This window comes from Acinetobacter lwoffii, assembly GCF_019048525.1.
GTDB classification, from domain to species: Bacteria; Pseudomonadota; Gammaproteobacteria; order Pseudomonadales; family Moraxellaceae; genus Acinetobacter; species Acinetobacter lwoffii_K.
Genome location: NZ_CP077369.1, coordinates 25,511 through 51,264 on the forward strand (window position 1 = coordinate 25,511; position 25,754 = coordinate 51,264).

General features: G+C 41.9%; 20 protein-coding genes. 7 read left to right on the forward strand and 13 right to left on the reverse strand.

Features of this window, described 5'->3' with window-relative positions; translation table 11 throughout:
• Positions 1-60: 60 nt before the first annotated feature.
• From I6L24_RS00135 to pilG, 4 genes are read right to left on the reverse strand one after another with little or no spacing between them, the layout of a single operon-like run.
• Positions 61-2,133: a methyl-accepting chemotaxis protein gene (locus I6L24_RS00135; protein WP_005106253.1), complete on the reverse strand. Its 2,073-nt coding sequence runs from the start codon at positions 2,131-2,133 to the stop codon at positions 61-63.
• Between the two features lie 46 nt (positions 2,134-2,179).
• On the reverse strand, positions 2,180-2,716 hold the full coding sequence (locus I6L24_RS00140; protein ID WP_004280709.1) for a chemotaxis protein CheW: 537 nt from the start codon (positions 2,714-2,716) through the stop codon (positions 2,180-2,182).
• A 5-nt stretch (positions 2,717-2,721) separates the two neighbouring features.
• A complete protein-coding gene (locus I6L24_RS00145; protein WP_004280710.1) occupies positions 2,722-3,090 on the reverse strand; it encodes a response regulator in 369 nt (122 codons plus the stop codon).
• Between the two features lie 25 nt (positions 3,091-3,115).
• Positions 3,116-3,499 (reverse strand): twitching motility response regulator PilG, encoded by a 384-nt coding sequence (gene pilG, locus I6L24_RS00150; protein WP_004280711.1) that lies wholly within the window; start codon positions 3,497-3,499, stop codon positions 3,116-3,118.
• A gap of 286 nt (positions 3,500-3,785) precedes the next feature.
• Here pilG and I6L24_RS00155 point away from each other — a divergent pair, with 286 nt between their 5' ends.
• The 4 genes from I6L24_RS00155 (at position 3,786) to I6L24_RS00170 (ending at position 10,559) form a co-directional block, all read left to right on the forward strand.
• Entirely contained in the window at positions 3,786-4,433 is a 648-nt protein-coding gene (locus I6L24_RS00155; protein WP_005104054.1) for a hypothetical protein, read from the forward strand.
• Between the two features lie 51 nt (positions 4,434-4,484).
• Positions 4,485-5,612 (forward strand): efflux RND transporter periplasmic adaptor subunit, encoded by a 1,128-nt coding sequence (locus I6L24_RS00160; protein ID WP_005104057.1) that lies wholly within the window; start codon positions 4,485-4,487, stop codon positions 5,610-5,612.
• A 24-nt stretch (positions 5,613-5,636) separates the two neighbouring features.
• Positions 5,637-8,744 (forward strand): efflux RND transporter permease subunit, encoded by a 3,108-nt coding sequence (locus I6L24_RS00165; protein ID WP_216986250.1) that lies wholly within the window; start codon positions 5,637-5,639, stop codon positions 8,742-8,744.
• A 96-nt stretch (positions 8,745-8,840) separates the two neighbouring features.
• Positions 8,841-10,559, forward strand: a complete 1,719-nt coding sequence (locus I6L24_RS00170) for a proline--tRNA ligase (RefSeq protein ID WP_216986251.1) — start codon at positions 8,841-8,843, stop codon at positions 10,557-10,559.
• Between the two features lie 68 nt (positions 10,560-10,627).
• Here I6L24_RS00170 and I6L24_RS00175 read toward each other — a convergent pair whose 3' ends face one another.
• The 8 genes from I6L24_RS00175 to I6L24_RS00210 form a co-directional block, all read right to left on the reverse strand.
• The gene (locus I6L24_RS00175) at positions 10,628-12,049 is read right to left on the reverse strand and encodes a hypothetical protein (RefSeq protein WP_216986252.1); all 1,422 of its coding nucleotides are present in this window, start codon (positions 12,047-12,049) and stop codon (positions 10,628-10,630) included.
• 21 nt (positions 12,050-12,070) lie between these two features.
• The gene (locus I6L24_RS00180; protein WP_216986253.1) at positions 12,071-14,356 is read right to left on the reverse strand and encodes a hypothetical protein; all 2,286 of its coding nucleotides are present in this window, start codon (positions 14,354-14,356) and stop codon (positions 12,071-12,073) included.
• A gap of 33 nt (positions 14,357-14,389) precedes the next feature.
• Positions 14,390-15,112, reverse strand: coding sequence for a hypothetical protein (locus I6L24_RS00185; protein WP_216986254.1), 723 nt, complete (start codon positions 15,110-15,112; stop codon positions 14,390-14,392).
• A 12-nt stretch (positions 15,113-15,124) separates the two neighbouring features.
• Positions 15,125-17,128, reverse strand: coding sequence for a hypothetical protein (locus I6L24_RS00190; RefSeq protein ID WP_216986255.1), 2,004 nt, complete (start codon positions 17,126-17,128; stop codon positions 15,125-15,127).
• Positions 17,129-17,362: 234 nt separating this feature from the next.
• Positions 17,363-17,932, reverse strand: coding sequence for a dCTP deaminase (gene dcd, locus I6L24_RS00195; RefSeq protein ID WP_004280726.1), 570 nt, complete (start codon positions 17,930-17,932; stop codon positions 17,363-17,365).
• 123 nt (positions 17,933-18,055) lie between these two features.
• Complete coding sequence (locus I6L24_RS00200; RefSeq protein WP_004732019.1) at positions 18,056-18,649, reverse strand: LysE family translocator; 594 nt, start codon at positions 18,647-18,649, stop codon at positions 18,056-18,058.
• A gap of 257 nt (positions 18,650-18,906) precedes the next feature.
• A complete protein-coding gene (gene apbC / locus I6L24_RS00205; RefSeq protein WP_004645854.1) occupies positions 18,907-20,166 on the reverse strand; it encodes an iron-sulfur cluster carrier protein ApbC in 1,260 nt (419 codons plus the stop codon).
• Between the two features lie 275 nt (positions 20,167-20,441).
• Positions 20,442-21,239, reverse strand: a complete 798-nt coding sequence (locus I6L24_RS00210) for a putative sodium/potassium/calcium exchanger (protein ID WP_004280731.1) — start codon at positions 21,237-21,239, stop codon at positions 20,442-20,444.
• 313 nt (positions 21,240-21,552) lie between these two features.
• Here I6L24_RS00210 and metG point away from each other — a divergent pair, with 313 nt between their 5' ends.
• Together metG and I6L24_RS00220 are read left to right on the forward strand one after the other, a co-directional pair.
• Complete coding sequence (gene metG, locus I6L24_RS00215) at positions 21,553-23,613, forward strand: methionine--tRNA ligase (RefSeq protein ID WP_004280733.1); 2,061 nt, start codon at positions 21,553-21,555, stop codon at positions 23,611-23,613.
• Positions 23,614-23,755: 142 nt separating this feature from the next.
• Positions 23,756-24,112 (forward strand): hypothetical protein, encoded by a 357-nt coding sequence (locus tag I6L24_RS00220; protein WP_216986256.1) that lies wholly within the window; start codon positions 23,756-23,758, stop codon positions 24,110-24,112.
• A 54-nt stretch (positions 24,113-24,166) separates the two neighbouring features.
• Here the strand turns inward: I6L24_RS00220 and I6L24_RS00225 are convergent, their stop codons facing one another.
• A complete protein-coding gene (locus I6L24_RS00225; protein ID WP_086044934.1) occupies positions 24,167-24,283 on the reverse strand; it encodes a hypothetical protein in 117 nt (38 codons plus the stop codon).
• 268 nt (positions 24,284-24,551) lie between these two features.
• Here I6L24_RS00225 and I6L24_RS00230 point away from each other — a divergent pair, with 268 nt between their 5' ends.
• On the forward strand, positions 24,552-25,532 hold the full coding sequence (locus I6L24_RS00230; RefSeq protein WP_034436281.1) for an MBL fold metallo-hydrolase: 981 nt from the start codon (positions 24,552-24,554) through the stop codon (positions 25,530-25,532).
• The last annotated feature ends 222 nt before the right edge of the window (positions 25,533-25,754 follow it).

Here is a 25,754-nt window from a genome sequence, read left to right on the forward strand (position 1 = left end):
CTGTATTTTCTGAATGTGTCTCAACCGCGGTCAAGACACATTTCCCCATCATGTCTGACTTTATTCTGGTAGTTTAAAGTCAGATACAGATTCACGTAATGCATCGGCCATGTTTGCCAGTTCAGATACTGAACGTGCTGTATCGAAGGTTGCACTGGTGGTTTGCGAGGTAATTTCCTGTACGACATTCATCGTGGTCGCAATATGACCTGCAGATGCTGACTGCAGTTTCGCAGCATCAGAAATGTTCGCAATCAGTTTCGCAAGGTTGTTCGATACTGTTTGAATCTCATCTAGTGCTACACCGGCATCTTTAGACAAGTTCGCACCACGTACAACTTCCGATGTAGTTTGTTCCATCGAAATAACGGCTTCGTTCGTATCCGTTTGAATGGTTTTTACCAGGCCTTCAATCTGCTTCGTTGCAGAAGCTGAACGTTCCGCAAGACGCTGTACTTCATCGGCTACGACCGCGAAACCACGACCTGCTTCACCGGCCATCGATGCCTGAATTGCTGCGTTTAATGCCAGGATGTTCGTCTGGTCAGCAATATCGTTAATCAAGGCTACGATGTTACCAATTTCCTGAGAAGATTCACCCAAACGTTTAATACGTTTTGAAGTTTCCTGAATCTGTTCACGAATCGTGTCCATACCCTCAATCGATCGATGTACGACATCCGCACCGTTTGCAGCAATTTGTACTGAACGCTCTGCTACCACCGCTGATTCATCGGCGTTGGCAGATACCTGGTCAATCGACAGTGCCATTTCGTTAATCGCTGCAGAAGCACCAGCAATTTCTTGTGCCTGATGCTCAGATGCTTCAGCTAACTGGTTGGTAATGCTTTGTGTAGTTGCAGTATATTGCGCAACTTCTTGTGAAGTTTCAGTAATACGCGATACCAGGTCACGTAACTGGTCAATCGCAAAGTTAATCGAGTCGGCAATTGCACCAGTAAAGTCTTCAGATACTGTTGCATATGAACGCAAGTCACCGTCTGCAAGATCGGCGATCTCATCCAGTAAACGTAAAATCGCATTCTGGTTACGGTCATATTCTTCTTGTAAACGGCCTACACGCTGCTTATCCGACAAGCCACGCAGAGAAAGTAACTTGAATACACACAGCAAGAAACCGACTAATAATGCGATCAGAAGGACTGCCGGAACAACCGTTTTAAGACCTGAGTTACCCGATAATTTATTCAGGTTGTCCAAAAGCACATCAGATTGAGAAAAAATAGATGCGGCTGCCTGACGAACTTTTACGATCTGTGTAGAGTTTTTCAGAATAATCGCTGATGCAGATTCCAGTACGTCATCATATTCAGCCTTGATGCCTTCCAGAGATTCACGCAGGGTTGGATCAGCAATACGCTGTACACCCAGTTCAGCAGAACCATTTAACTGTGCATTCAGATAAGAACCAAAAGTTTCGGTATCGGCACTGAAGTCATCCGCAGATTCACGTGAACCATCATTACCTGTCAGTACCAAACTGATTGAACGTAAGATACGTTCTGCAATGAATACCTGGTTTTTGGCAATAACCACCTGGTTCGATGGCATATCTTGACGTGCCATCTGGTCGACCATCAAGTTATATTCCGCCTGAATCCCCGGAATCGCTTCACCAATCGCGATGTTGGTGTCGTATAACTGGTTAATAATCTTTTGTTGCGAGGTAATCAGATCAATACTGCTCGACACTTCTGTCCACTGTTTATCAACAGCTTGCAACGCATCATTGTTAGAGTGAATACTTTTAACTGTCTCAAGATTTTCAGCAAAAGCTTTTTGCGAGTCAGTGAGGTTCTTCATGGCCTCAGGCGTACCCGAAGCTGTCGCTTCAGTCGCTTGGCGCGAAATCGTTTGCGAGAGGAGACGCAAATCACCCAGACTTTGAGTGAGTTCGTTGGTACGTGGAACACTATAAAAAAGATACAATAAAGTGATCAGTGCGGCTAAAAGACAGCCTGCTGCTCCATAGATCAGCGGTTTTGATTTTTCACTATCACCAAATACACGTGATAACTGATCTACTTGCGTTTGAATCTTAGCTAAAAAAGCATTACCGCCTTTGCGGCCAGTGCTCTCACCTGTATTTTTCTTTTTAAGTTTAAAGCCCATGCAGCCTCTCCCCGGTTGACGCCTTGCTTAGTTTCGAGCGCGACATTTAATTTATAAATTTTATAGATGCGTTCATAAATTTTGGATTTTGCAACAGACGACTGAATAAAAACACATGCCACTGCTGGTTGTGCTGATGGAAAAACCCCTGACAATATTCTTGTAAGTTTTTATCCAATTCAGATTTCTTCGAAAAGAAACTTTTCTTATTGAAATGTTGTATACCCAAAACTTGATCTACGACCAAACCCACATACTGGTCATTATGGTTGATGCATAATACTTTTTGAGTCGGTGAAAATTGACTGCTCTGCCCTGATACATACTGCGTCAGATCAGAAACCGATAACAGTCTTCCCCGGATATTCGCCAGACCCAACACCCATGCTTGTGTCTTGGGTACCGGCGTATATTCTGGGGGATAAATCACTTCTGATACTTCCCCCAGCGGGGCAACAAAATATTGCCCCATCATCTCAAAAGCAATGCCCGACCATCGGTTAACTTCATTGCCATTGGAAACGTAGTTTTTATTCCCCCGTTTCGCAATGCGAAGCAATTCGATAAATCCATTTGCTGCCATAGAGCTTATCCTGCATTGAGGTGCTGCTTAATTACATCTATTAATTGTTTTTCATCGACTGGTTTTGTTAGATAATCCGCTGCGCCTTGACGCTTGCCCCATACACGGTCAGTGGCCTGATCCTTAGTACTCACAATCACGATTGGAATATGTTTGGTCGTTGCACCACGTGCAATCTGGCGGGTCGCCTGAAAACCATTCACGCCCGGCATAACCACATCCATCAGGACTAGGTCCGGCAATTCTGCCTGTGCCATGGTGACGCCATCTGCGCCATTTGCTGCTTCAATCACCTCAAAGCCGTGTTTAGAAAGAATCTCTCTAAAGCGAAAAGTTTCTGTCGGTGAGTCATCCACAATTAGGATACGTGCCATGCCAATTCCCCAAAAAAATCAAATATTAAGCACTAATATGGTTACGGATTGCATTGAGCAATTCATCTTTACTAAAAGGTTTAGTCAGGTATTCATCTGAACCCACGACACGACCTTTGGCCTGATCAAATAAGCCATCTTTACTCGATAGCATAATCACAGGAATATTCTGGTAATTCTGAGAGTTTTTGATTAAGGCGCAGGTTTGATAACCATCCAGGCGCGGCATCATAATATCTACAAAAACGATATCTGGATTTGCTTCGGCAATTTTTGACAAAGCCTCAAAACCGTCTACTGCAGTAATGACCTCATAACCTTCGCGTTGAAGAAGAGTTTCCGCAGTACGACGAATGGTCTTTGAGTCATCAATAACCATAATTTTTAGATTTTGGAATTTATCGTCCATTTGTTTAACCCTTCCCATTTTAGAAACTATATGCCATAAGGCTCATAGGATTATTTTATTACGATCGATAAACATTTTTAACATAAAGTCACTTGTATTATCAATGAACATTTTCTACACAAGTAGACAAAATCATTTATTTTTAATAACAGCTTCACATTTTCTTATCGTTATTGGTTTTTTTTTGACTAACGGTAGTTTTTTATTGATAAATTTAAGTCTAATATAACAAGATTATTACTTTAAAATAAGTAATTTAGTCAACTTTAAATTCGGGGAGCCAATGATGAGTCAGTTTTTAAGAAAACTTGCTGTCATTGATAAAAATAAAATGACTGGCCAATTCATTGTTGTTGTGCTGCTACTGTTACAGGTGAGCTTAACGTGTGCGAGTAGTAACCAACTCCCGCAAAAAGCCACTTGGTATCGTTATTATGACAGCAAGGGTGTGGCCAATATCAGTACTAATGTCACGCCAAATCATATCCGTTATGGCTATGAAGCACTTGACCAGAATATGCAGGTGATTAAGCGTGCCCGTCCTTATAATGCCGAAGCGGATATCAGGCAAGCGCCACAACGTGCCCAACAGGCGCAGCGAATTGCCGAAGATCATAAACTCAAGCGTGCTTATAACAATAGCCAGACCGCTTTACAGAAAAAGAATGACAGCCTGGTCCAGTTAAAAAAACAGATTGATTTTCAGCAAGAACAAATGAAGCAACTGCAAAAAGATCGGGTCATGTTTGTGCGTCAGGAACGTGAATATTTACGTAAAGGTAAAACCCCACCGGCACACCTGAAAACAACATTAGACAATAACCAGAAAAATCTCGCTTCCCAGAAAGAAAATATTCAATCTTTACAAAGTCGCTATCGAAATCTGGAAGCAGAATACGACAAAATTATCGCCCGTTTAAAAGCACTTGAATAAATACAAATAGCTAGCCGTGGTTTTGATCCATAGCCAGCTAAAAGGACTCATATGCAAACTGCACCGCATTCTCATGATTTAAATATGCCTTCCCCGCGCTCTATCCTGATCATGAGTGCACTTTGCTTAAATATGTTTTTAGTGGCTTGTGATAAAAATGAACCCGTACAGCAAACCGAAACAGCCAAATCCATTGAAGTCATTCCTCAAGATCTAGTTGCAGTTCAATCTGGCAATTCAGTTCAAAAAACCGCATTCACCGGCACCATTCGTGCAGTCAATCAAAGCAGCATACAGTCACAGGTCTCTGCTACTGCCACCAGCGTAAACGCACAGGTAGGTCAAACAGTTGCCAAGGGACAAGTGCTGGTACGCCTGAATAATCAGGACAATGCAGCTCGTCTGGCACAGGCGCGTGCGAATCTGGCCTCAACTCAAGCGCAAGCCAATCAGGCGCACAACATGATGCAGCGTAAAAAGCGTCTGCTCGATCAGGGGTTTATTTCAAAAGTAGAATATGAACAAAGTCAGGTCGATTATCAGGCCCAGCTTGAAAATGTCCGCGCCCAGCAAGCCAATGTCGATATTGCCCAGAAAGCCGATCGTGATGGCACCATGACCAGTCCGATCAGTGGCGTGATTACGCAACGTCAGGTTGAACCGGGTCAAACCGTTGCCATTGGACAAACCCTGTTTGAAATTGTCGATCCGAAACGGCTGGAAATTCAAGCACGCGTACCTAGTGATCTGCAATCAGGTTTAAGACTGGGCAGTCAGGTCGAATACAACATTCAAGGTAATCCAAATCGGCTCACTGCCGTAATTAGCCGGATTTCCCCCATTGCAGATCAGGCCAGTCGCCAGATCGAATTCTTTGCCACGCCGAATGAAACCATTCCTTCGCTAAGTATCGGCTCCTTCGTTGAAGGCAACATTCTGAGTTCACAACAGATTTCTGGCCAGCTGATTCCATTAGATACTATTCAAGACATTCAGAATAAACCTTATGTCTGGATAATACGCCAGAATAAAATTATCAAAGTCAATGTTCAGGTACTAGAACAGCGTTATAGCGACAACATTGCCGTGGTTCAAGGACTAGAAAATAGTGATCAGGTCAGCCGGGTTAAGTTTAGCGAAGCCGATCTGCAAAAAACTGTCACCCTTCGCGCCAACTAAAACCATTCATACAGGATCATTGACATGTGGTTTACCCGAATTAGTGTGAAGTATCCGGTTTTCACCATCATGATGATGTTCTGTTTGATGGTACTGGGACTGGCTTCCTGGCAGCGGATGGGCGTTGAAGAATTTCCTGATGTCGATTTCCCTTTTGTGGTGATCTATACCAACTATCCGGGCGCTTCTCCGGAAACGGTTGAATCGGAAATCACCAAGAAACTCGAAGATCAGATCAATACCATTTCCGGTTTGAAACAGGTGATTTCCCAGTCCAGTGAAGGCCTGTCCATCATCACCACTGAATTTAATCTGGATGTGACATCTACCACAGCAGCTCAGGACGTGCGGGATAAAATCGCTTCTGTAACTGCTGAATTTCGTGATGAGATTCAGGAGCCGATTGTAGAACGTTATGACCCGACGGCGAATGCGGTAATGTCGATCGTATTTGAATCCGACAATATGGATGTGAAAGCGCTCAGTTCCTATCTGGATCAGCGAATTGTGCCACAATTGCGTACAGTCCCGGGCGTCGGAACGGTCAACCTGCTGGGTGATGCGCAGCGCCAGATCCGGATTCAGGTGGAACCACAAAAACTACAAGCCTTTGGCATTGGTGTGGACAGTGTGATTAACACCTTAAAGGCCGAGAATATTGAAGTCCCGGGGGGGACGCTTAAATCGGGTAATTCGGAACTGGTCATTGAAATCAATTCCAAAGTACTGCATCCCCTCGCCTTCGGCGATCTGGTTATTGCCAATAAAAACGGCGTACCGATTTTCCTCAGACAAGTGGCCAATATTCAAGACAGTCAGGCAGAGCTGGAATCGGCTGCCTTTTTGAATGGTAAAACCGCAGTGGCAATTGATATTTTGCGCAGTTCAGATGCAAACGTCATTGAAGTAGTCGACAAGAGCTATGCAGCTTTAGAAAGTATTGAGGCGCAGCTTCCACAAGGTACCACTTTACAAGTGGTGGTGGACTCCTCCAAAAGTATCCGCGGCACCATTGGTGATGTAGCCCGAACCATTATTGAAGGTGCGGTACTGGCTGTGCTGATTGTCCTACTGTTCCTGGGTTCTTTCCGCTCCACAGTAATCACCGGTTTAACCCTACCAATTGCTCTTTTGGGCACCTTAACCTTTATCTGGGCCTTTGGCTTTAGCATCAATATGATGACTTTGCTGGCGCTGTCCTTGAGTATTGGTCTGCTGATCGATGACGCAATTGTAGTACGTGAAAACATTGTCCGGCATGCCGACATGGGCAAAGACCATGTCACTGCCGCGCTCGATGGCACAAAAGAAATTGGCTTACCCGTGCTGGCCACGACACTGACCATTGTTGCCGTATTCCTGCCTGTGGCCTTTATGGGCGGAATTATTGGCCGTTTCTTCTACCAGTTCGGGGTCACGGTAAGTATGGCCGTTCTGATCTCGATGTTTGTCAGCTTTACCCTGGATCCTATGCTCTCTGCACACTGGGCAGAAAAGAAAAAAGATCCGAATAAAAAACCAGGTCGGGTGAAACGTTTCTTTAGCTGGATCTCCGGCAAGCTGGACAACTTAAGCCATGTCTATGAAAAATTATTAAAACTGGCATTGCGCTTCAGATTGATTACCTTAATGATTGCTGTGGCTTCATTATTTGGTGCTCTGGGTTTATCCAAACTGATCGGCACCGAATTTGTACCGGTTCCCGATAAAGGTGAAATCCGGATCAAGTTTGAAACACCGGTCGATTCATCGCTTGAATATTCTCAGGCCAAACTCCAGCAGGTTGATCAGATTATTCGTCAGCATCCGGATGTCAAAGCCACCTATGGGGTGATTAATGGCGCAACCGACCGCGGTAAAAACCATGTCAGTTTACGGGTGACCGTGACGCCGCGTACCGAACGTGAAAAGACCCTGAATGACTTAAATAATGAATTTCGCCAGCGCCTGCAATCGGTTGCAGGAATCAGCATTACCTCGGTGGCATCCGCCGATGAAACCGTTTCTGGTGGCCAGAAGCCAATCATGATTTCGATCAAAGGCCCGGATCTGGATGAACTGCAAAAAATTTCTGATCGCTTTATGACGGAAATGGCGAAAATTAATGGCATTGTCGATCTGGAAACTTCATTAAAAGAACCCAAGCCAACTCTTGATGTACAGATTAATCGCGTCTTGGCCAGTGATTTAGGTTTATCAGTCAATCAGATTGCCAATGTAGTGCGTCCGCTGATTGCCGGTGATGATGTCACGACCTGGCAGGATGAAAAAGGTGAAACCTATGATGTGAATCTGCGCCTGACCGAAGACCAGCGCAGCTTGCCTAGCGATTTACAGAATATGTATATCACCTCAAATAAAACCGATGCCAATAATCAACCAATTCTGGTTCCGCTTTCGAGCGTGGCCAAATTTGAAGAAAAACTCGGTGCCTCGCAGATTAATCGACGTGATCTGGCACGTGAAGTGCTGGTCGAGGCCAATACCTCAGGACGTCCTGCAGGCGATATCGGGACAGATATCAGTCGCTTGCAAGAAAATTTCGATATGCCACCAGGCTATAGTTTCGACACTCAAGGCTCCAATGCCGACATGGCAGAATCCGCAGGCTATGCCTTGACCGCGATTACCCTATCGATTGTATTTATCTATATTGTTCTCGGTTCGCAGTTCAACAGCTTTATCCATCCTGCAGCAATTATGGCCTCACTGCCATTGTCGCTCATTGGCGTGTTTCTGGCCTTGTTCCTGTTTAACTCGACCATGAACCTGTTTTCGATTATCGGCATTATCATGCTGATGGGACTGGTGACCAAGAATGCGATTCTGCTGATCGACTTTATCAAGAAGGCCATGGATCGCGGTGAAGACCGTTATGATGCGATCATTGCCGCGGGTAAAACCCGTCTGCGTCCAATTTTGATGACCACCAGCGCGATGGTCATGGGCATGGTGCCACTTTCCCTAGGACTAGGTGAAGGTGGAGAACAAAGTGCACCGATGGCGCATGCGGTGATTGGCGGGGTGATTACCTCTACCCTGCTGACCTTGGTGGTGGTGCCGGTGATCTTTACTTACCTGGATGACTTTAAGAATTTTATGCTGCGTCAGGCACGTAAAATCATGGCATAATTTAATGCAACACAATGAGGTGACACTCCCAAATGCTCACCTCATTTTTTATTGTATAATCCCTGCTTTAACGCTTAATTTTTTAGGACAGTTTCCATGCGCGCGAGTCGCTTTTTATTTGCAACGTTAAGAGAAACCCCGAACGATGCTGAGGTTATATCCCATCAGCTGATGCTTCGTGCCGGTATGATTCGTAAGTTGGCTTCAGGTCTATACACCTGGTTGCCGATGGGCGTTCGCGTATTAAATAAAGTTGAAGCGATCGTTCGCGAAGAAATGGACAAAGTCGGTTCACTTCAGGTCTATATGCCGGTGACTCAACCTGCATCTTTGTGGGAAGAATCAGGTCGTTATGTACAATACGGCCCTGAACTTTTACGCTTCAACGACCGCCATGGCAACCCATTTGTTCTGGGGCCGACGCATGAAGAAGTGATCACCGACCTTGCACGTAACGAATTAAAAAGCTACAAGCAATTGCCTGCAAACTTCTACCAGGTACAAACCAAATTCCGTGACGAAATTCGTCCACGTTTTGGCGTAATGCGTTCACGTGAATTCATCATGAAAGATGCCTACTCTTTCCATGCTAACCAGGAATCACTACAACAAACCTACGACGACATGTATGCAGCCTACTGCAAAATCTTCACCCGTCTTGGTTTAAATTTCCGTCCAGTACAAGCAGATACCGGCTCAATTGGTGGTTCAGGTTCTCATGAATTCCACGTTTTGGCTTCAAGCGGTGAAGATGATATCGCCTTCTCGACTGAATCTGACTATGCAGCCAATATTGAAATGGCAGAAGCAGTACTTGTCGGTGAGCGTGCGGCACCGATACAAGAACTCAAACTGGTAGATACACCAAATCAAAAAACCATTGCAGATGTATCAGCATTCTTGGGTACGAACCCTGCTCATTCAGTAAAAGCCTTATTGGTTCAAGGTGTTGCGACTGAAGAAGGTCAAGATGCACCTGTGGTTGCTTTATTCCTTCGTGGTGATCACGAACTGAATGAAATTAAAGCTGAAAAACATCCTTTAATTGCTGCACCTTTGACATTTGCTACTGAAGAACAACTTCAAGCACTTGGCTTAACTGCTGGCTTTGTTGGTCCTCAAGGTCTGATTGAAAAAGGCTTAACTGTTATTGTTGACCGTGCAGCTTCTGTACTGTCTGACTTTGTAGCGGGTGCTAATGAAGCTGACAAGCATGCGACAGGTGTAAACTGGGAGCGTGATGCGAAGTATTCTGAAGTGTATGACCTACGTAATGTAGTTGAAGGTGATCCGTCTCCAGATGGTAAAGGTACCCTTCAAATCAAACGTGGTATCGAAGTCGGTCATATCTTCCAATTAGGTCAGAAATACTCTGAAGCTTTGGGCTGTAAAGTCTTGGGTGAAGATGGCAAGCCATTTACTGTGACAATGGGTTGTTATGGTATTGGCGTGACGCGTGTGGTGGCTTCTGCAATCGAGCAGAACTTTGATGAGAAAGGCATTATCTGGCCAACTGCCATTGCACCGTTTGAAGTTGCCATTGTGCCGATGAATGCCCATAAATCGCCACGCACATTAGAAGCTGCTGAAGCTCTTTATGCTGAATTACAAGCTGCAGGTTTTGACGTGTTACTTGATGACCGTAACGAACGTCCGGGCGTGAAATTCTCTGATCTTGAGTTAACAGGTATTCCACATCGTATTGTGATTGGTGAAAAAGGTCTGGATGCAGGTACGTTTGAATATAAAGGCCGCCGTGATGCTGATTCAGTCAATATCTCGAAAGAAGAATTATTGGCAAAGATTGCTAAATAATTTGTCTTTATAATAAAAAATCCCGCATATTGCGGGATTTTTTTATACTTCTCAGATTTTCTTCTGGATTAACAGAACTTATGACCGCCAAAGCAGTTTGAAGTCACATTCTGGTTTTGTAGCAACTTATCCATTAAGGTTAAGGTTGCTGGAGTCCCTGTTGCATAATTCGTAAACCTTCCCACATCAATATTTAATTTACGTACCACTGGCACATTTGCAAGCGAACCTAAAGCTTCACCTACATTTACATCAATCAAATTTTCAGGACGTAACAGGAATTCCGAAATAGCTGTGGCAACTTGAGGTAATACAAATGAAATATCAATTTCATCTGTGGTTTTTAATACCCCTAGTTGGACCGGATCTTTAAAAGACATCCACCAACCTGGTTTGGCAATATCAGCTGCATCTGCTCCTTGCCAATGTACATTTTGACTTTGTAACGATAAATAGCCGCCTGTACCATTTAAAGGAATATTATGAATCATGTTCAAAGCTTGGACAAAGGTAATGTCCATATTCAGATTATCCAGACTTGAACCTGCACCCATTTGAAAGAAGGAGTGTTCACCAAGATTTAATCCTAAAAAGCTAATTAAAGCCGGAAATTCAACATACAATTTATCATTTGAAAAATTTGGTGTACCAATCACATCATTTGGTAAACTTGAGCCCGATACAGGTGCTGCCAAAGGAATCGAGGCAATACTGGAACGAATATTCTTCACAGTTGCCGACTTTAGTCGTTGTCCGGTTACAATAGTCTCAGGCATGGTAAAGTCCACCCGCATGGAAGGCACCGTAATACCCGTATGACCATCAGCACCCGGCTTACTCGTGAATTTTCTTGTTTGTCCGAGTGCTTTCAAATTTCCTGAAATTTTCTGGTCATCCGCAACCCCAAACGTTCCCGCTTTTGTTACAGACTCACCCGTGGTTTGCGCCATTTTCATATAGCCACTAAAACTTTTGAGACCATCATTCGGATTCTCAACGTTATCAGTTCCCATGGTCAAAAGTCCGACAATTTTATCTGCACCTAAGCGAAAACCCACTACTTCTCGGGTAGAGGCACTTCCGCCATTTTTAATCGCAAATTCAATAAAAGGATTATTTATACTGGCACTAGTGTTAGCCCGATCACCTGAAAAGACTGGATTACCTTTAACATCAAGACTGGTATTTAATCCACTTAATGCTAAGTTGGAAATATCAATGTCACAACCATTCTTATTGCCGATACTGTTATTAGTTCCACCACAACCGAGCTGTAAAGTTTTAATATTAACATTTAACTCCATCAAAGCCTCAACGCTCAGCTTATGAAAGTTAATCCCTTGAGATGAATCATAAGCATTTTCTAGATTTAATAATGCTTGCGCATCAACTGCAGATAAAGCGTCATCATCTAAAGCTGTCATTGCAAAACTTTGTTGTGTAATCACGCACATTGCCAAAGCCAGACTATTCAAAAGTATTTTTTTCATTTTAACGTCCTAATATTCTTATTAACGTGGTGTGATTCCCATCGTGCTACGAATGGTTCCACCCGTCAGTGCAATACTTGCCATGTTTTGCATATTACCATTGGTTGCCATGGCGAAATTGGTTTTAAATGGGGTAGCGATATTATCTTTATAATTAAGTTTGACCTGATTATCCAAAGTCACTGTATCTGCACTGACACGAACTTTTGCTTTGACACCCAAATGACCTTCCATCCGGTTAAAGTTAATTGACGAAGTTTTTAATACCCCGGTTGAATCAATATCTTCATTGGTGATACTAAAATAGCTGCCCAGATTATCTTTATTTGCAGTTTCTTCTGCGGTAAGGGGTCTAAACTTAAAATTTGCATCAAATGACAGGAAGTTGGTATCTGGTGAATCGCTGGTCGGATCCACTCCTGGAATGATGAGGAGCTCGCCGTTTCCATCAAGTTTAAAAGCAATATTAGTCAGGACATCATCACGTTTAGAAAAATTATCATGAGGCACATAGCTCCCGCATTTAGCGATCGATGCATTGGTACAATTATATTTAGATCCTGGTAATTGACCAATCGCAAGCTCAGCTTTGGCTCCAATCAGCAGCTTATCAGCGCGAATATAAATACCTTCATCTTTATAACTAATAATCCCTTCTGACTTGATCAAAGCATCGATATTCCTAAAACCAGCATAATAGTTAACAGCCTCACCATGATCGCCATTCTTGCCATCAATCAATATAATCGAGGTTGTGCTTGGTAAACCGGTTTTCTTGTCAATTCCATAGCCTTCTGTGGATACCATCATGTTATAAGCAATTGCCTGCTTATTGTTTGTTCCATAAGTCGTTCCAGACAAGGCAACATTGGCATTTAAATTATAAATAGGAATACCGATTCCCCATGAACCACCATCGCCACCAATTTCCGCCAAAGAGTTATCTGATATGAAACGTGCTTTAGCAGCAATGGACTGAAAATCCATTCCACGTACGGCGATATAGGCAAAATCCTCTCCATTCGTGGTGGTACTGAGTGTCTGTTTAAGTACAGTGCTACTACTACCTAAAGTCTTTTGCATATTTTCATTGATTATGAAATCGAGACTTTTTGCAGTAATGGTATTTATATATATATTTCCAAAGTCGATATAAGCATTTTTACCGTGTAAAGCACCGGCAGCATTACGTGTAGTCAAGGGTCTGAGCTTGGAGAATTGCACAGCATGGCTTCCCTTACCGGTATGACCAATCTCAAATGTTGTAGGTGCCATAGTTGCTGGAAGCCCGGTACTATTAGTACCTGTAAAATATGCAGACAAGCCTAGATTCAACCCACCTTCTCCGACCAGGCCACTGTAACCTGTTGCAGCTTTGTCCTGACGTTCTAGTACACCATTCACCTTGTTACTAACATCAAAAGTACCTATCTGGGTTTGATCTGCACTCATGGATAATCTTGCGTTAGTGACTGCACCCGAAGCTCCTAAACGCATAATATTTTTGCGTTCATTATTTGGCGTATTATAACGCAGGTCAATATTAACCCCTGGATTGGTCGGATTAACCCGGCCAGCCGCGATATCAGTAATATCTTCAGCACGCTTTAGATCCACATAATGATCTTGACTGCCATTTCGTGTGGTGAGTACCACGCCTTCATCCGGGTCAATGTACATATATCCTTGACCCGCGAAGTTAAAGTTAAAGTCATTCAAAATCAGACTATTTTCGCCTAATTTATGACTAATCGTGGCATTTTTAAGTTGAAAATCGATACTGGCAATTGAATCTTTATTAAATAGACCTGCACTGGTTTGTAATAGCACACTAAGCGGTGTAGAGGTACTAATCCCTAATGCACCCAAAGTTTGATTAGATTGAGTACCCGTAGTCCGAATACTATTCGCAGATTGACTACATGGATTGGTCGTACAGGCGATCTTTACCAATTTTAAATCTGCAGTGGCTTGAAACGGTGAAACACTTGCAGCTAGCCGAAGTCCTGCCCCTTGTGAAGTGGCACCTACATCTATTTCAAGTTGACTAATGATTGGTTTATTATCTTTTCCAATAATCTCAACATTATGTAGACCTAAACCCATTTTAGTGTTGGCAGTTGGATTTGGATCATACCAATTGGCTTGAGCAATACTGGCTTTAGAAATTTCATGAGTAATCACCATACCATCTTGTCCAGTGACTTCACTCAATTCTTGCTCTTCAATAGTTTCAAGTGCATAACTTTGTTGTATAAGACACATGCATACTGTTAGCAATTTCAACTTTATTGTTGTTTTTTTCATTTATATATCCTTATGCTGTACTTGACGTTGTTACTAACAACGACTTTGTGCTCCACCTGTACAGTTATAACCAAATATTTTCAAATTGCCTGACGTATGCAGATTTCCATGAACGTTCAACCCCATAAATCCTTTTTCAGCACCTTTATCAAATGAAGGAACATCTTGGGGCGCGGTTGTATAAGTTCCATCGGCATTATAGGTACGCCCTGTATACGTACTATAAACACCTGTATTGGCATAACCTTCCAAGGCGCCAGCACCTGTACCCGTTTCAATGGAAACTGTATTAAAGCCTAAATTACGGATCTTTAAAGGCTGGTGATCATAAAAGGTAATTTGCATCGCCGTTTGTGGTTCATTACGATGATTAATGATGGTTGTTCCATCGATCGAAAACTTATCAATCTGAATCGTGCCTTGAATGCCTTTAAACACTAACCACTTTTTATTTCCATTGGCATCCATATGATTATTCGGTGCAATTGCTAATCGGCAAAACTGTCTACTTTCCCCACAAGTGTCCGGATCGAGCACATAAAATACGTCTAAAGGATTGCCATCGCTTCCCAGTTTGGAAATGGTATCTTTAGACAGATCGGTAGCATAAATATGGTTTAAGGATAAGGTCCAGTTCAGGTCCGCTCCACCCTGTCCTACGGTATCAGTTAATGCTTGCTGATCCAGAACCTCTAATCCGGCATAGCTAAACATCGCAGTACATAACAGTGTACAAAGAGTCAATAATTTGGACATGTTCGTACTCCTTTATAGACCTGTGGTTTTTATTTTTAAATGTTGAATCAGCACACCATCAATGACTGCCGAACCAAAGTTTTTACTTGAGCCATCAATGCTTTTAAATACAATGCCGGTTGAATCAACACCATCCTTAGCTCGCAGCATATTTGTTCCTGGAATCCGTTCTGTGGTGCCTATGGCAATACTACTGTGAGTTGCATTACGCCCTTGATAAAGTGCAGTAGTATCTAAAACATTATTTTTAATTGGTGTGCCACAACTATAGACATTACAGGTAGAACCCTTTAAATCGGTTGTACCCAATCCGCCCCCATAATTTTGATAAATTTGATTATAAATAGCAGGAATATTGGGAATACGTGTCACTTCTAAAATAATATTATTGCCTTCTGAACCGACAACGAAAGGCTGGTACATATTACCAAGCACCAAGTTAATATTTGGACTATAGAGATATAAACCCTCAGAATCATGAAATATAGGAGCATCACTTCCATTCAAGGCCGGGGTTGGAACATTACCATCAAGTGCATCTGTTTTTGCTGCGGTACTGAGACGAATACCTTTACTGTTAAGATTACTATCGCTACTGCTTAGAGTTTCTGGTCGATCATTGGTATTCAGACGAACAATACTCGCCATACCCAATGTTTGGCTGTAATTCTTATTGTCAGATTCTAAGGTTTGAAATAACCGAACTTGCGAGCCATTAAAACTCAGACCATTGGCAACAAATTGGGTTCTTAATCGGTAATCCGTATCAAGTCCTGATATTGGCCCACCTGTTATAGGATCTACAGCATTAGAGGAATTAAGCTCACGTGCAAAAATATCACTCCAAAAACCCAACTTGATATTATTATCACTTTCCACACCTGCAATCGGGCTTAATGGAGCTTCTAAAGCAATATAGCCTACATCTTTAGCAGCGTCCTTGAACTGTTTAACATTTTCAGTTCCTGCACGAAACAACCAGGGATTTTCGGCTGATCCCCAACTAAAGCCTTGGTTACTGTATCTTGTGCTTAGAGAGCCATCACTTTTTGATAATGCCAAACCATAAATAAAGACATCGGCTTTAGTACGGAGCGTACTGACTGAAGAATTCATTGCCGCCTCCTTGGCAGCAATGGTTGCGCTTACCTTCACCGCCTGCTCCATAGCTATGACTGCATTTTTAGCCTGAATCAATGCATATTTATCAGCTTCAATTGCTAATTTTTCTTGAGTCCTTTCCTCAACAATAATGGGTACTCTTGGATCAATCACATTGTTCCGCGCACCTACTGCTTGAGTCCACTCATTATTAAGCGAAGTCCCTATTCGATTGCCCCACAGTAATTCGATCATTTCATAGGTATTTGCCAATGCGAATTCAGCAGATTTTTCTTGATTCAATAAAGTAGCCTCTAAAGTATTTGGTCTAACAGTTGTACCATCATTAACAAGACTAATTTTCCCATCGTAATAATCATCATAGCGCTGGTTATAATAGCGTTGCATCAGATCAGAGCTGCGCTTTTCCTCGACAAGACCAGTACGAACACTCGTTTTAAAAGCCGTAGTATTAAAACCATTATAAACTGATGTGTAATTATCTGTTTTATATTGAATATATTTAGATGTATAGGTATTTACATACAGGTTAGCATTGGCACTAATACCATTTAAATAATTACTAGCATAAACCCGATCATATACTTTATTATAGGCACGCTCACCTAACTGATTATAGTTCTCTCCTGTTGGAATAATACGAATAAATCCTGTATCTGCTTGTCCGGGATTTTCAATGCCTCTGGCATAACTGGAACCAGCAGAAAGATCTTTAGGACCTTGAAACACCATTTTGAAGTCGTCAAGAACAAGCGCAACACCTTCACCTGTGGTGTTAGAAAGAGAAGAATCTGATAATTCCTGCATCGCATGTGCAGAAGGCAACAGGCTGAAACCGATTGTCATCGCTAAATAACTTTTGCGAAATTTAAATATGTCTTTTATCTGAGTCATCTCACTCTTTCCTTTTTATCCGATGCTCCGCACCTTTATACTTCAGCTTCCCAGCCGCCAAACTTTAATTTTTATGATGCATTACATCTTTTTTATGGCTATGCGGAATCCATTATGCTGATTTTTGATACAGATGCCAAAGCCAATTAGGCGAAAAATAGCAGTTTCCGATGAATGAAAATCTCAAAAAAATAAACGGGACATAAAGTCCCGTCATTCAATATTTTAAAACAATTAGGTCTTCGGCAAAGTAACGCCTGTCTGACCTTGATATTTACCACCACGATCTTTATATGAGGTTTCACAGACTTCATCAGATTCAAAAAACAGCATCTGCGCTACACCTTCACCTGCATAAATACGCGCAGGAAGATTGGTAGTATTTGAAAACTCTAAAGTGACGTGTCCTTCCCACTCTGGCTCAAGCGGAGTCACGTTAACAATGATGCCACAACGCGCATAAGTAGACTTGCCCAAGCATACGGTCAAGACATTACGTGGAATGCGGAAATATTCGATAGTACGCGCCAAAGCAAACGAGTTAGGCGGAATGATACAGACATCCGACTCGATATCAATAAAGCTGCGTTCATCAAAGTTCTTCGGATCGACAATTGCAGAATGCACATTGGTGAATACTTTAAATTCACGTGCACAACGCACGTCATAACCATAGCTGGATACGCCATACGAAATCAGCTTTTGACCATTTTCATCCAAACGTACCTGGTTTTCTGCATACGGTTCAATCATGCCGTGTTTTTCGCTCATTTCGCGAATCCAACGATCAGACTTAATTGCCATTGATATAATCCAAAAATCTTAAGAACAAGTTATTGCGACGTACTTTAACTGAAATTGACACTAATGAAAATAAGTGAAAGGCTTAGAGCTAAAGTTGCCAAAAAATTGCTGATTGAGATCAGCTTATAAACTTAAAAGTGCAGAATAGCTTAAAGGAATAGAAAAGCTCATTAATACCAGCGAAGCCGTTTTCTGCAGGTTTTTCTGATTGAGCCAGCGACTGTTTTTTCTGGCCAGGATTGAACCCAGAAAAGTCCAGAAGAATGCAATCGGGATCAACAGAAGCAAGAAAACCAGCATATGAGTCACATAATGTTGGCCGCTTTTCCAGACAATGACAGGAAAGATCGCTGAGGCAAATAAAAGTGCTTTAGGATTAAGCAAGGTTGCCAAAAATAATTCTCGTGCGCGAATCGAGACATTTTCAAGATTTTCGCTTATTTCTGCAGTCCGCCATAATTTCACAGCGAGAAATAGAATATAGCCAGCACTAAAAAGTTTGAGAATGGTCGGTAAAAGCGGAAGATGAACGGAAATTTTTCCGATCAGAATGCCCCATAAGCTAATGGCAATCAGATAACCAAAGGCTTCCGCAGGAATTAAACGAAATGTTTTTTTAAATCCGACTTGAATGCCTGAAGATGCCAATAAGGTATTGGTTGGGCCTGGTGTTAAAAGAATGGTTGCCACTAAACCAATAAAAAACCATGAAATCATAGTTTGACCTCGCTCTAATCCGAGTAGCATAGAAGAATTCGGTCAGTGCTGCAAAAAAATAATTGTAAGAGAACATATGATCTAAAATTTAAATTTATTTATTTTAATTAATTCAAATGTTTATATAAGCTTTCAGGATAAACACCCGATAGTCATTTCAGTCAATTTCGATCATTTAAATCGAGCTAATTTTAAAAATAAGAAATAAGAAGCCCTAGCTTTTAGCTAAGGCTTAAATATCTGAATTGTCTGTAGAATTAAAAAATTCGACTATGGTCTTTCTCTGCTTTAGGTAACTGCGCTGCAATTTTCTCTGCAATCAGCATATAGCTTTCTGCAGCAGCATCTCCCGCGATCACTGACGGCGTTCCAGCATCGGCATTTTCACGAATTTTAGCATCCAAAGGTAAACGACCCAATAATGGGACTTGATATTGCTCAGACAGTTTATCGCCACCGCCTGTACCAAAAATCTGTTCCTCAAAACCACAATTTGAGCAGATATGGGTCGACATGTTTTCAATCACGCCCATGATCGGAATCTGCACGCGGTTAAACAATTCAATGCCTTTGGTCGCATCCAGCAAGGCCACGTTTTGTGGCGTTGTCACAATTACTGCGCCCGTTACCGGAATACGCTGCGCGAGAGTTAACTGGATATCACCTGTGCCAGGTGGCATATCAATCATCAGCACATCAAGGTCTGGCCATAGGGTCTGATTGAATAACTGCATTAATGCACCCGTGGCTTTTGGACCACGCCAGGCGACTGGAGTATTGTGATCTCCAGTTAAATGGCCAATTGATAATACCGCCATCCCATAGGCTTCGATAGGGACAAACTGCTCTGCTTCGATCATTGGCGTTTTGCCGGCATTGCCGAGCATAGTCGGAATACTTGGGCCGTAAATATCGGCATCTAGTACGCCTACGCGCAGGCCTAATTTCTGTAGAGCCAAAGCCAGATTTACAGTCGTGGTCGATTTACCTACGCCACCTTTACCAGATGACACCAGAATCACATTTTGAATCCTTGGGTGTTTTGGAACATCACGCTGTTGCGGCGCAGCTTTTTGAATAGGTGGATTATTTGGATCAGCTTCTTCTGTTTTTGCAGGCTGTGCCGACGCATCAACCACAGGGGGAAGATTGGGTTTTGCTTCCGCTTTAGGCTCGCTTGAACAGTTTTCACCTTCAGCATGGTTATGCCCGCAACCCCCTTCTTTCTTATGTCCAGTTTTCTGCTGAATCACATGCATATTCAGTTCTTGAATACCACATTTTTGCAAAGCTTCCGCCAGTTCATCATGAATCTGTTGCAGCTGCGCTTTTTCTTCTGGATAGGTATTCAAAGTGATTTGCAGAATCTCACCCTGTACATTGACCTGCGTAATACGATCTTTCAAGGCATTGCTGGAATTTGGCAAGATATAGTTTTGCAGTACGTTTTGCACAGCTTCTTCGTTCACCTCCTTGGAAGGCGAAAAAACCGATTTAAGCGAAGAAAGCCAAGACATAGGTTACTCCAAAAATGTAGATCGACATCTGAATCGCTTAGTTTAACGGGGTTTTAGGCGAAGGTTAAGCACTGTATTGGAGAAGATGAAACAGATATCTTCAATTTCCAACCATTTTACTCGGTTTTGTGAAATATTTTATGGAATCTTGGTGAATAGAAATAATGAAAGAAAAGAGAGATGGACTATTTTGATGTAATAAATTTTTTTTATTTATCTCGAGCGTGTTAAGCCACTTTAACCTTCTGTGATTAAAGTGGCTTAACGATCACAGACTATTTATGATTTTTATTGTTTTCAGATTTGTCCTGTTGATCCTTGGTATTTTTATCCTGATCTTGTTTCGATTCATCCTTTTTAGACTGAGAGTTGCTTTCTGAATCTGTATCTTTGGCATCTTGCTGCTGATCAGAATCACCTTCCTTCGATTGATTATCTTTCATTTTATTCATCGTATCAGTTGCCATCTGTTTCAGCTCAGCGAACTTAACCGAGGCTTCGCTGAATAAGTCTGTGATTTTCTGTCTGGTATCTTCAAACTTATGCATGGCTTCATCTTTTAAATTTGCCATACCTGCCTGCTGATCGGTCTGACCATCTTTAGCATTTTGTTTATCTGACTTGTTAGATGACTTATCTTGAGAAGTATGATCCGCTTTGGCTTTTTTCGCATCATCCGAACCTTGCTCAGCATTTTGCTGGTTGTCAGATTTGCCATGTTTCAGCTCATTCAGAAGCTTTTCACCTTTTTGCAATAGCTCTTCACCAATCGCTATCGCTTTGGCTTTTAAGTCATCCATCTTAAAGCTTTCAGTTTTTTTATCAGACTGATTCTCTTGAGAACTGTCTTTTTGCGCTGATTGCTCAGCATTTTCCTCTTTACCGTTATGCTGGGTATCAGACTTCTGATCAGCATGGGTCTGGGCACTTTGCCCGTTCTTATGTTCCTGATTATGCTGTTTATCCAGCTCGTTTTGCTTTTGCTCTTTTGCAAGCTGATCATTCAATTCGCGTGCATGTTGTTCTTTATCTTGATTTTGCTTCGACGTATTGTTTTGGTTCTGCTGAGTCATGAGGTACCCTCCTTAGGCATATCATATAAACAATCAGCCATTTTTTTAGCACAAAGCATCACGCGAATCGGGCGAAGTAAGCAAACTGCAACAAAGCCTGTACAAGTTGTTGCTATTGTTTGCAGGATGTAGCATGAGCTGAGTCAAATCTGTATTGAAAAGCTATATGCTAAAGATGATGCAGGCTTTTGTATTCGGGCTGTCCAAGTCCATCTATTCGCAGGGTTTCAGCAAAGCATTTCTTTGTAATCCCCTCGGCATCATGTAAAATTATGGCCCATTGCATAATGAATACGAATGAGAGAGTGAATCCGTGCGTAAAATTTTAGTCACCAATGCCCTTCCTTACGCCAATGGCCCGATTCATATGGGTCACTTACTTGGCTATATCCAAGCAGATATTTGGGTACGTGCCATGCGTGCGATGGGTCATGATGTGACTTATGTCTGTGCGGATGATGCTCACGGAACCGCGATCATGCTACGTGCCGAAGCGAATGGCATTTCACCTGAAGCGCAAATTGCCAATGTGCAAAAAGAACACATTCGTGACTTTGACGGTTTCGGTGTGCATTTCGATCATTATGATTCTACACATAGCGATACCAACCGTGCCCGTGCATCTGAAATCTATGTGAAAAACCGTGATGCTGGCAATATTGCAGTTCGCCCGGTGACCCAGCTTTTTGATCCTGAAAAAGGCATGTTTCTGTCAGACCGTTTCATTAAAGGCACCTGTCCGAAATGTAAAGCGGAAGATCAGTACGGCGACTCATGTGAAGTCTGCGGTGCAACTTATAATGCGACAGAATTGTTGAATCCGCATTCCACTTTAAGTGGCGCAACTCCAGTCGAAAAATCATCTGATCATTACTTCTTTAAATTGCCAAATTTTGGTGAATACCTGCAAAAATGGACTCGTGATGAAGGTCGCTTGCCGGTATCGATTGCCAACAAGCTGGACGAATGGTTTGAAAATGGCTTGAACGACTGGGACATCTCACGTGATGCGCCATACTTCGGTTTTGAAATTCCAGATGCGCCAAACAAATATTTCTATGTTTGGGTCGATGCACCGATTGGTTATATGTCGAGCTTTGAAAACTACATCAAAGCCAAACGCCCTGAATTGAATTTTGACGACTACTGGAAAAAAGATTCTGAAAATGAGGTGTATCACTTCATTGGTAAAGACATCGTGTATTTCCACGCCCTGTTCTGGCCGGCAATGCTTGAAGGTGCAAACTACCGTACGCCATCAGGTTTATTTGTGAATGGTTTCTTGACTGTAAATGGCCAAAAGATGTCAAAATCTCGCGGCACCTTTATTAAAGCTGAAACCTATTTAGAGCATTTAAATCCTGAATATTTACGCTACTATTTCGCATCGAAACTTTCTGACAAAGTTGAAGATTCTGACCTGAACCTTGATGATTTCGTTCAGAAAGTAAATTCAGATTTGGTCGGTAAAGTCGTGAATATTGCCAGCCGTTGTGCGAAATTCATCAACACCAAATTTGATAACAAGTTAAGCACGATATGCGCTGAACCTGAATTGGTACAAAGCTTTATTGATGCTGGGAGTTCAATTGCTCAGGCTTATGAAGCACGTGAATTCTCGGCGGCGATTCGTGAAATCATGGCGCTTGCAGACAAAGCCAACCAGTACATCGACGAGAAAAAGCCTTGGGCACTTGCGAAGCAAGATGGTCAGGAACAACAGGTCCATGATGTATGTTCTGTAGGTATTAATTTATTCCGCCAATTGGCAGTTTACTTAGCTCCTGTATTGCCAACTTTGGCTCAACAGGTTCAAGATTTCTTGCAACTTGAAAGCTTCGATTTTGCTTCTCGCGAAACCATTCTAGTGGGTCATGAAATTGCATTGTTCCAACCGTTGATGCAACGTGTAGATCCAAAAGCTGTTGCTGCCATGGTGGATGCATCTAAAGATTCTTTAGCTGCTCCTGCTGCTGAACCAGCAAAAGCTGAGAAGAAAAAAGAGAAGAAGATTGAAAAGAAAGCTGAACCTAAAGTCGGTGAAGCTGAAATCATTAATATTGATGATTTTATGAAAGTTGACCTGCGTGTGGCTGAAGTTTTGGAAGCGGCTACGGTTGAAGGTTCTGACAAACTGCTTCAACTCACTTTAAACGTTGGTGAAGCTGAGCCACGTAATGTGTTCAGTGGTATTCGTGAGTTTTACCAACCTGAAGACTTAAAAGGTAAACTGGTGGTGATGGTGGCAAACCTTGCGCCACGTAAAATGCGTTTTGGGATCTCTAACGGTATGGTGCTAGCTGCGGGTAATGGCGACGGTGTTTGGGTGATTTCACCTGAATCTGGTGCTAAACCGGGTGATAAAGTGTCTTAAGTTTAGGTTTTGAGAAAAGAAAAGCCTCTACGTATGTAGGGGCTTTTTTATATCATCAGTTAAATTTACTTTCTTGATTTTTAATATTTTCAATATAAAATCAATGCGCTTTTTTATTCTTTTATAATTATTCGGGGTAAGCATGAAAAAATTATTAGTTTCAGTTCTAGCGATGTCTACAATTGCATTTACAGGTTGTTCGGTACGTATGGCTGACATGACAGTTGCATCTACTAAAAACTACAACCTAAACTCAAACCAGTTTGTGAAAGGTGAACGTATTAAAGGTGAAGATAAAGTTCCTGTGATTTTATTCCCACTTGGTATTCCTAACTTCAAAACAGCAGTAGATCGCGCAATTGAAAAAGACCGTTGTGCTGTTGCACTTTCTGATGTGGTAATTACTCAGCTTAATCAAGCATTTATTATTGGCCAGATTGGCTATCGTGTAGAAGGCACTCAAGTGATTGACCGTTCTCAGCCTGAATGTGCTAAATAAGTTATAAATATAAAAAAGCCTCTATCTCTAGAGGCTTTTTTATTGCTGGGTCACTTAGCCTTGCAACACAAATTCCCAAATCACATAGCCCAGTCCAAAGCCCAGTAGTGAATATAAGGTAATAATGAAAAATACAAAGCTGGCATTGTTTTTTCTTTTCCAAAAACTCATCGCGACACCCAAAGCTTGTTCGTAATACCCCATGTTAACGAGCTTTTCATAAAAAGTGAAATGTATCTAAGCATTTTATTTATAATAATATTTTCATCAAAAATAAATTCTTTACTTTCAAAAAATCAATATACAGATTCAGACTGATTTTTTAGTACAGATGCCAAATCGGCATTGCTATTTAAAAAAATGGTAAATATATTCATATTCTTTTTTGCTGGCATCCGTGCTAATACATAGAATTGACTTTAATTACATAAGAATAGCCATGAAATACTTCACATCTTCTCTCGTCATGTCACTGCTTGCTTTAGGTTCAATGACGGGTATCTCTCAAACACATGCACAAACCGTTTCTAGCACCCAACAACAAAAACAGGTTCCGGGGTATTATCAGTATAACTTCGGAGATTACCAGATTACTGCCCTGCTAGATGGCACCAATTATCTGTCCAAAGCCTTATTTAAAGATATTCCAGCAGCCCAAGCCGATCAGATCTTGAAAAAATACTACGTCGATCAGGCCAAAGGCATCCAGACATCCGTGAATGCCTTTCTGGTCAATACAGCCAAAGAACTGGTTCTGGTCGATAGCGGAACTTCAAGCTGTAATGGTCCACACCTAGGTTCAGTGTATTCCAATTTACAGGCTTCAGGGCATAAACCTGAACAGGTCAATGCCATCCTGCTCACGCATTTGCATCCTGACCATGTATGCGGCATCAGCAATAATGGCGTGGCCAATTTTCCCAATGCCAATATTTATGTGTCTCAAACTGAACTGGATTTCTGGATGAATTCTAAAACAGCAGACAAATTACCAAAAGCCAAGCAGGCAGGTTTTTTGGGCACAGTCGATAAAATCAAGAAAGCCATTGCCCCCTATCAGGTCAAGAATCAGCTCAAAACCTTTAAAACTGGCGATAAAATCCATGCTTTCGATGTCATCAGTTCGGCTGGACATACACCGGGGCATTTTGGTTTTAGCTTAAAATCACAAGGTCAGCAGATGGTGTTTATTGGAGATATTGTGCATTCACATACGCTGCAGTTTGATCGCCCACAGACCGGCGTTGACTTTGATGTCGATCCGAAAAAGGCGATCGAAACCCGCTTAAAATATTTTGCTGAATATGCGAAAAATGGTCAGACGGTAGCAGCACCACATTTGCCATTTCCGGGGATTGGACATATTTATTCTAAAGACAATAAAAGCTATCAATGGATTCCGGTACATTTTAAAGATTAATTGAATACTTCAATAATTTTATCTAAGCATGAAACCCTAATTTTTTAGGGTTTCATTTATTTTAAATATCCTTCAGCCAGATTCCCTATGACTTGGTAAATTTAAAACTTGAATGACGCTTTGAAATTTAAAAGCAATAGTTTCGTTTATTTTTAAATTTTTTCTTAAAAATCTTTTACTTTTTACGTGCACCTTTAGCATGCTTTTTTAGCACCGTTTTTC

Bases quoted from the DNA above. Each gene is read 5' to 3' on its own strand.
- I6L24_RS00135 (WP_005106253.1), bottom strand. From the start codon at position 2,133: ATGGGCTTTAAACTTAAAAAGAAAAATACAGGTGAGAGCACTGGCCGC.
- I6L24_RS00140 (WP_004280709.1), bottom strand. From the start codon at position 2,716: ATGGCAGCAAATGGATTTATCGAATTGCTTCGCATTGCGAAACGGGGG.
- I6L24_RS00145 (WP_004280710.1), bottom strand. From the start codon at position 3,090: ATGGCACGTATCCTAATTGTGGATGACTCACCGACAGAAACTTTTCGC.
- pilG (WP_004280711.1), bottom strand. From the start codon at position 3,499: ATGGACGATAAATTCCAAAATCTAAAAATTATGGTTATTGATGACTCA.
- I6L24_RS00155 (WP_005104054.1), top strand. From the start codon at position 3,786: ATGAGTCAGTTTTTAAGAAAACTTGCTGTCATTGATAAAAATAAAATG.
- I6L24_RS00160 (WP_005104057.1), top strand. From the start codon at position 4,485: ATGCAAACTGCACCGCATTCTCATGATTTAAATATGCCTTCCCCGCGC.
- I6L24_RS00165 (WP_216986250.1), top strand. From the start codon at position 5,637: ATGTGGTTTACCCGAATTAGTGTGAAGTATCCGGTTTTCACCATCATG.
- I6L24_RS00170 (WP_216986251.1), top strand. From the start codon at position 8,841: ATGCGCGCGAGTCGCTTTTTATTTGCAACGTTAAGAGAAACCCCGAAC.
- I6L24_RS00175 (WP_216986252.1), bottom strand. From the start codon at position 12,049: ATGAAAAAAATACTTTTGAATAGTCTGGCTTTGGCAATGTGCGTGATT.
- I6L24_RS00180 (WP_216986253.1), bottom strand. From the start codon at position 14,356: ATGAAAAAAACAACAATAAAGTTGAAATTGCTAACAGTATGCATGTGT.
- I6L24_RS00185 (WP_216986254.1), bottom strand. From the start codon at position 15,112: ATGTCCAAATTATTGACTCTTTGTACACTGTTATGTACTGCGATGTTT.
- I6L24_RS00190 (WP_216986255.1), bottom strand. From the start codon at position 17,128: ATGACTCAGATAAAAGACATATTTAAATTTCGCAAAAGTTATTTAGCG.
- dcd (WP_004280726.1), bottom strand. From the start codon at position 17,932: ATGGCAATTAAGTCTGATCGTTGGATTCGCGAAATGAGCGAAAAACAC.
- I6L24_RS00200 (WP_004732019.1), bottom strand. From the start codon at position 18,649: ATGATTTCATGGTTTTTTATTGGTTTAGTGGCAACCATTCTTTTAACA.
- apbC (WP_004645854.1), bottom strand. From the start codon at position 20,166: ATGTCTTGGCTTTCTTCGCTTAAATCGGTTTTTTCGCCTTCCAAGGAG.
- I6L24_RS00210 (WP_004280731.1), bottom strand. From the start codon at position 21,239: ATGACTCAGCAGAACCAAAACAATACGTCGAAGCAAAATCAAGATAAA.
- I6L24_RS00220 (WP_216986256.1), top strand. From the start codon at position 23,756: ATGAAAAAATTATTAGTTTCAGTTCTAGCGATGTCTACAATTGCATTT.
- I6L24_RS00225 (WP_086044934.1), bottom strand. From the start codon at position 24,283: ATGAGTTTTTGGAAAAGAAAAAACAATGCCAGCTTTGTATTTTTCATT.
- I6L24_RS00230 (WP_034436281.1), top strand. From the start codon at position 24,552: ATGAAATACTTCACATCTTCTCTCGTCATGTCACTGCTTGCTTTAGGT.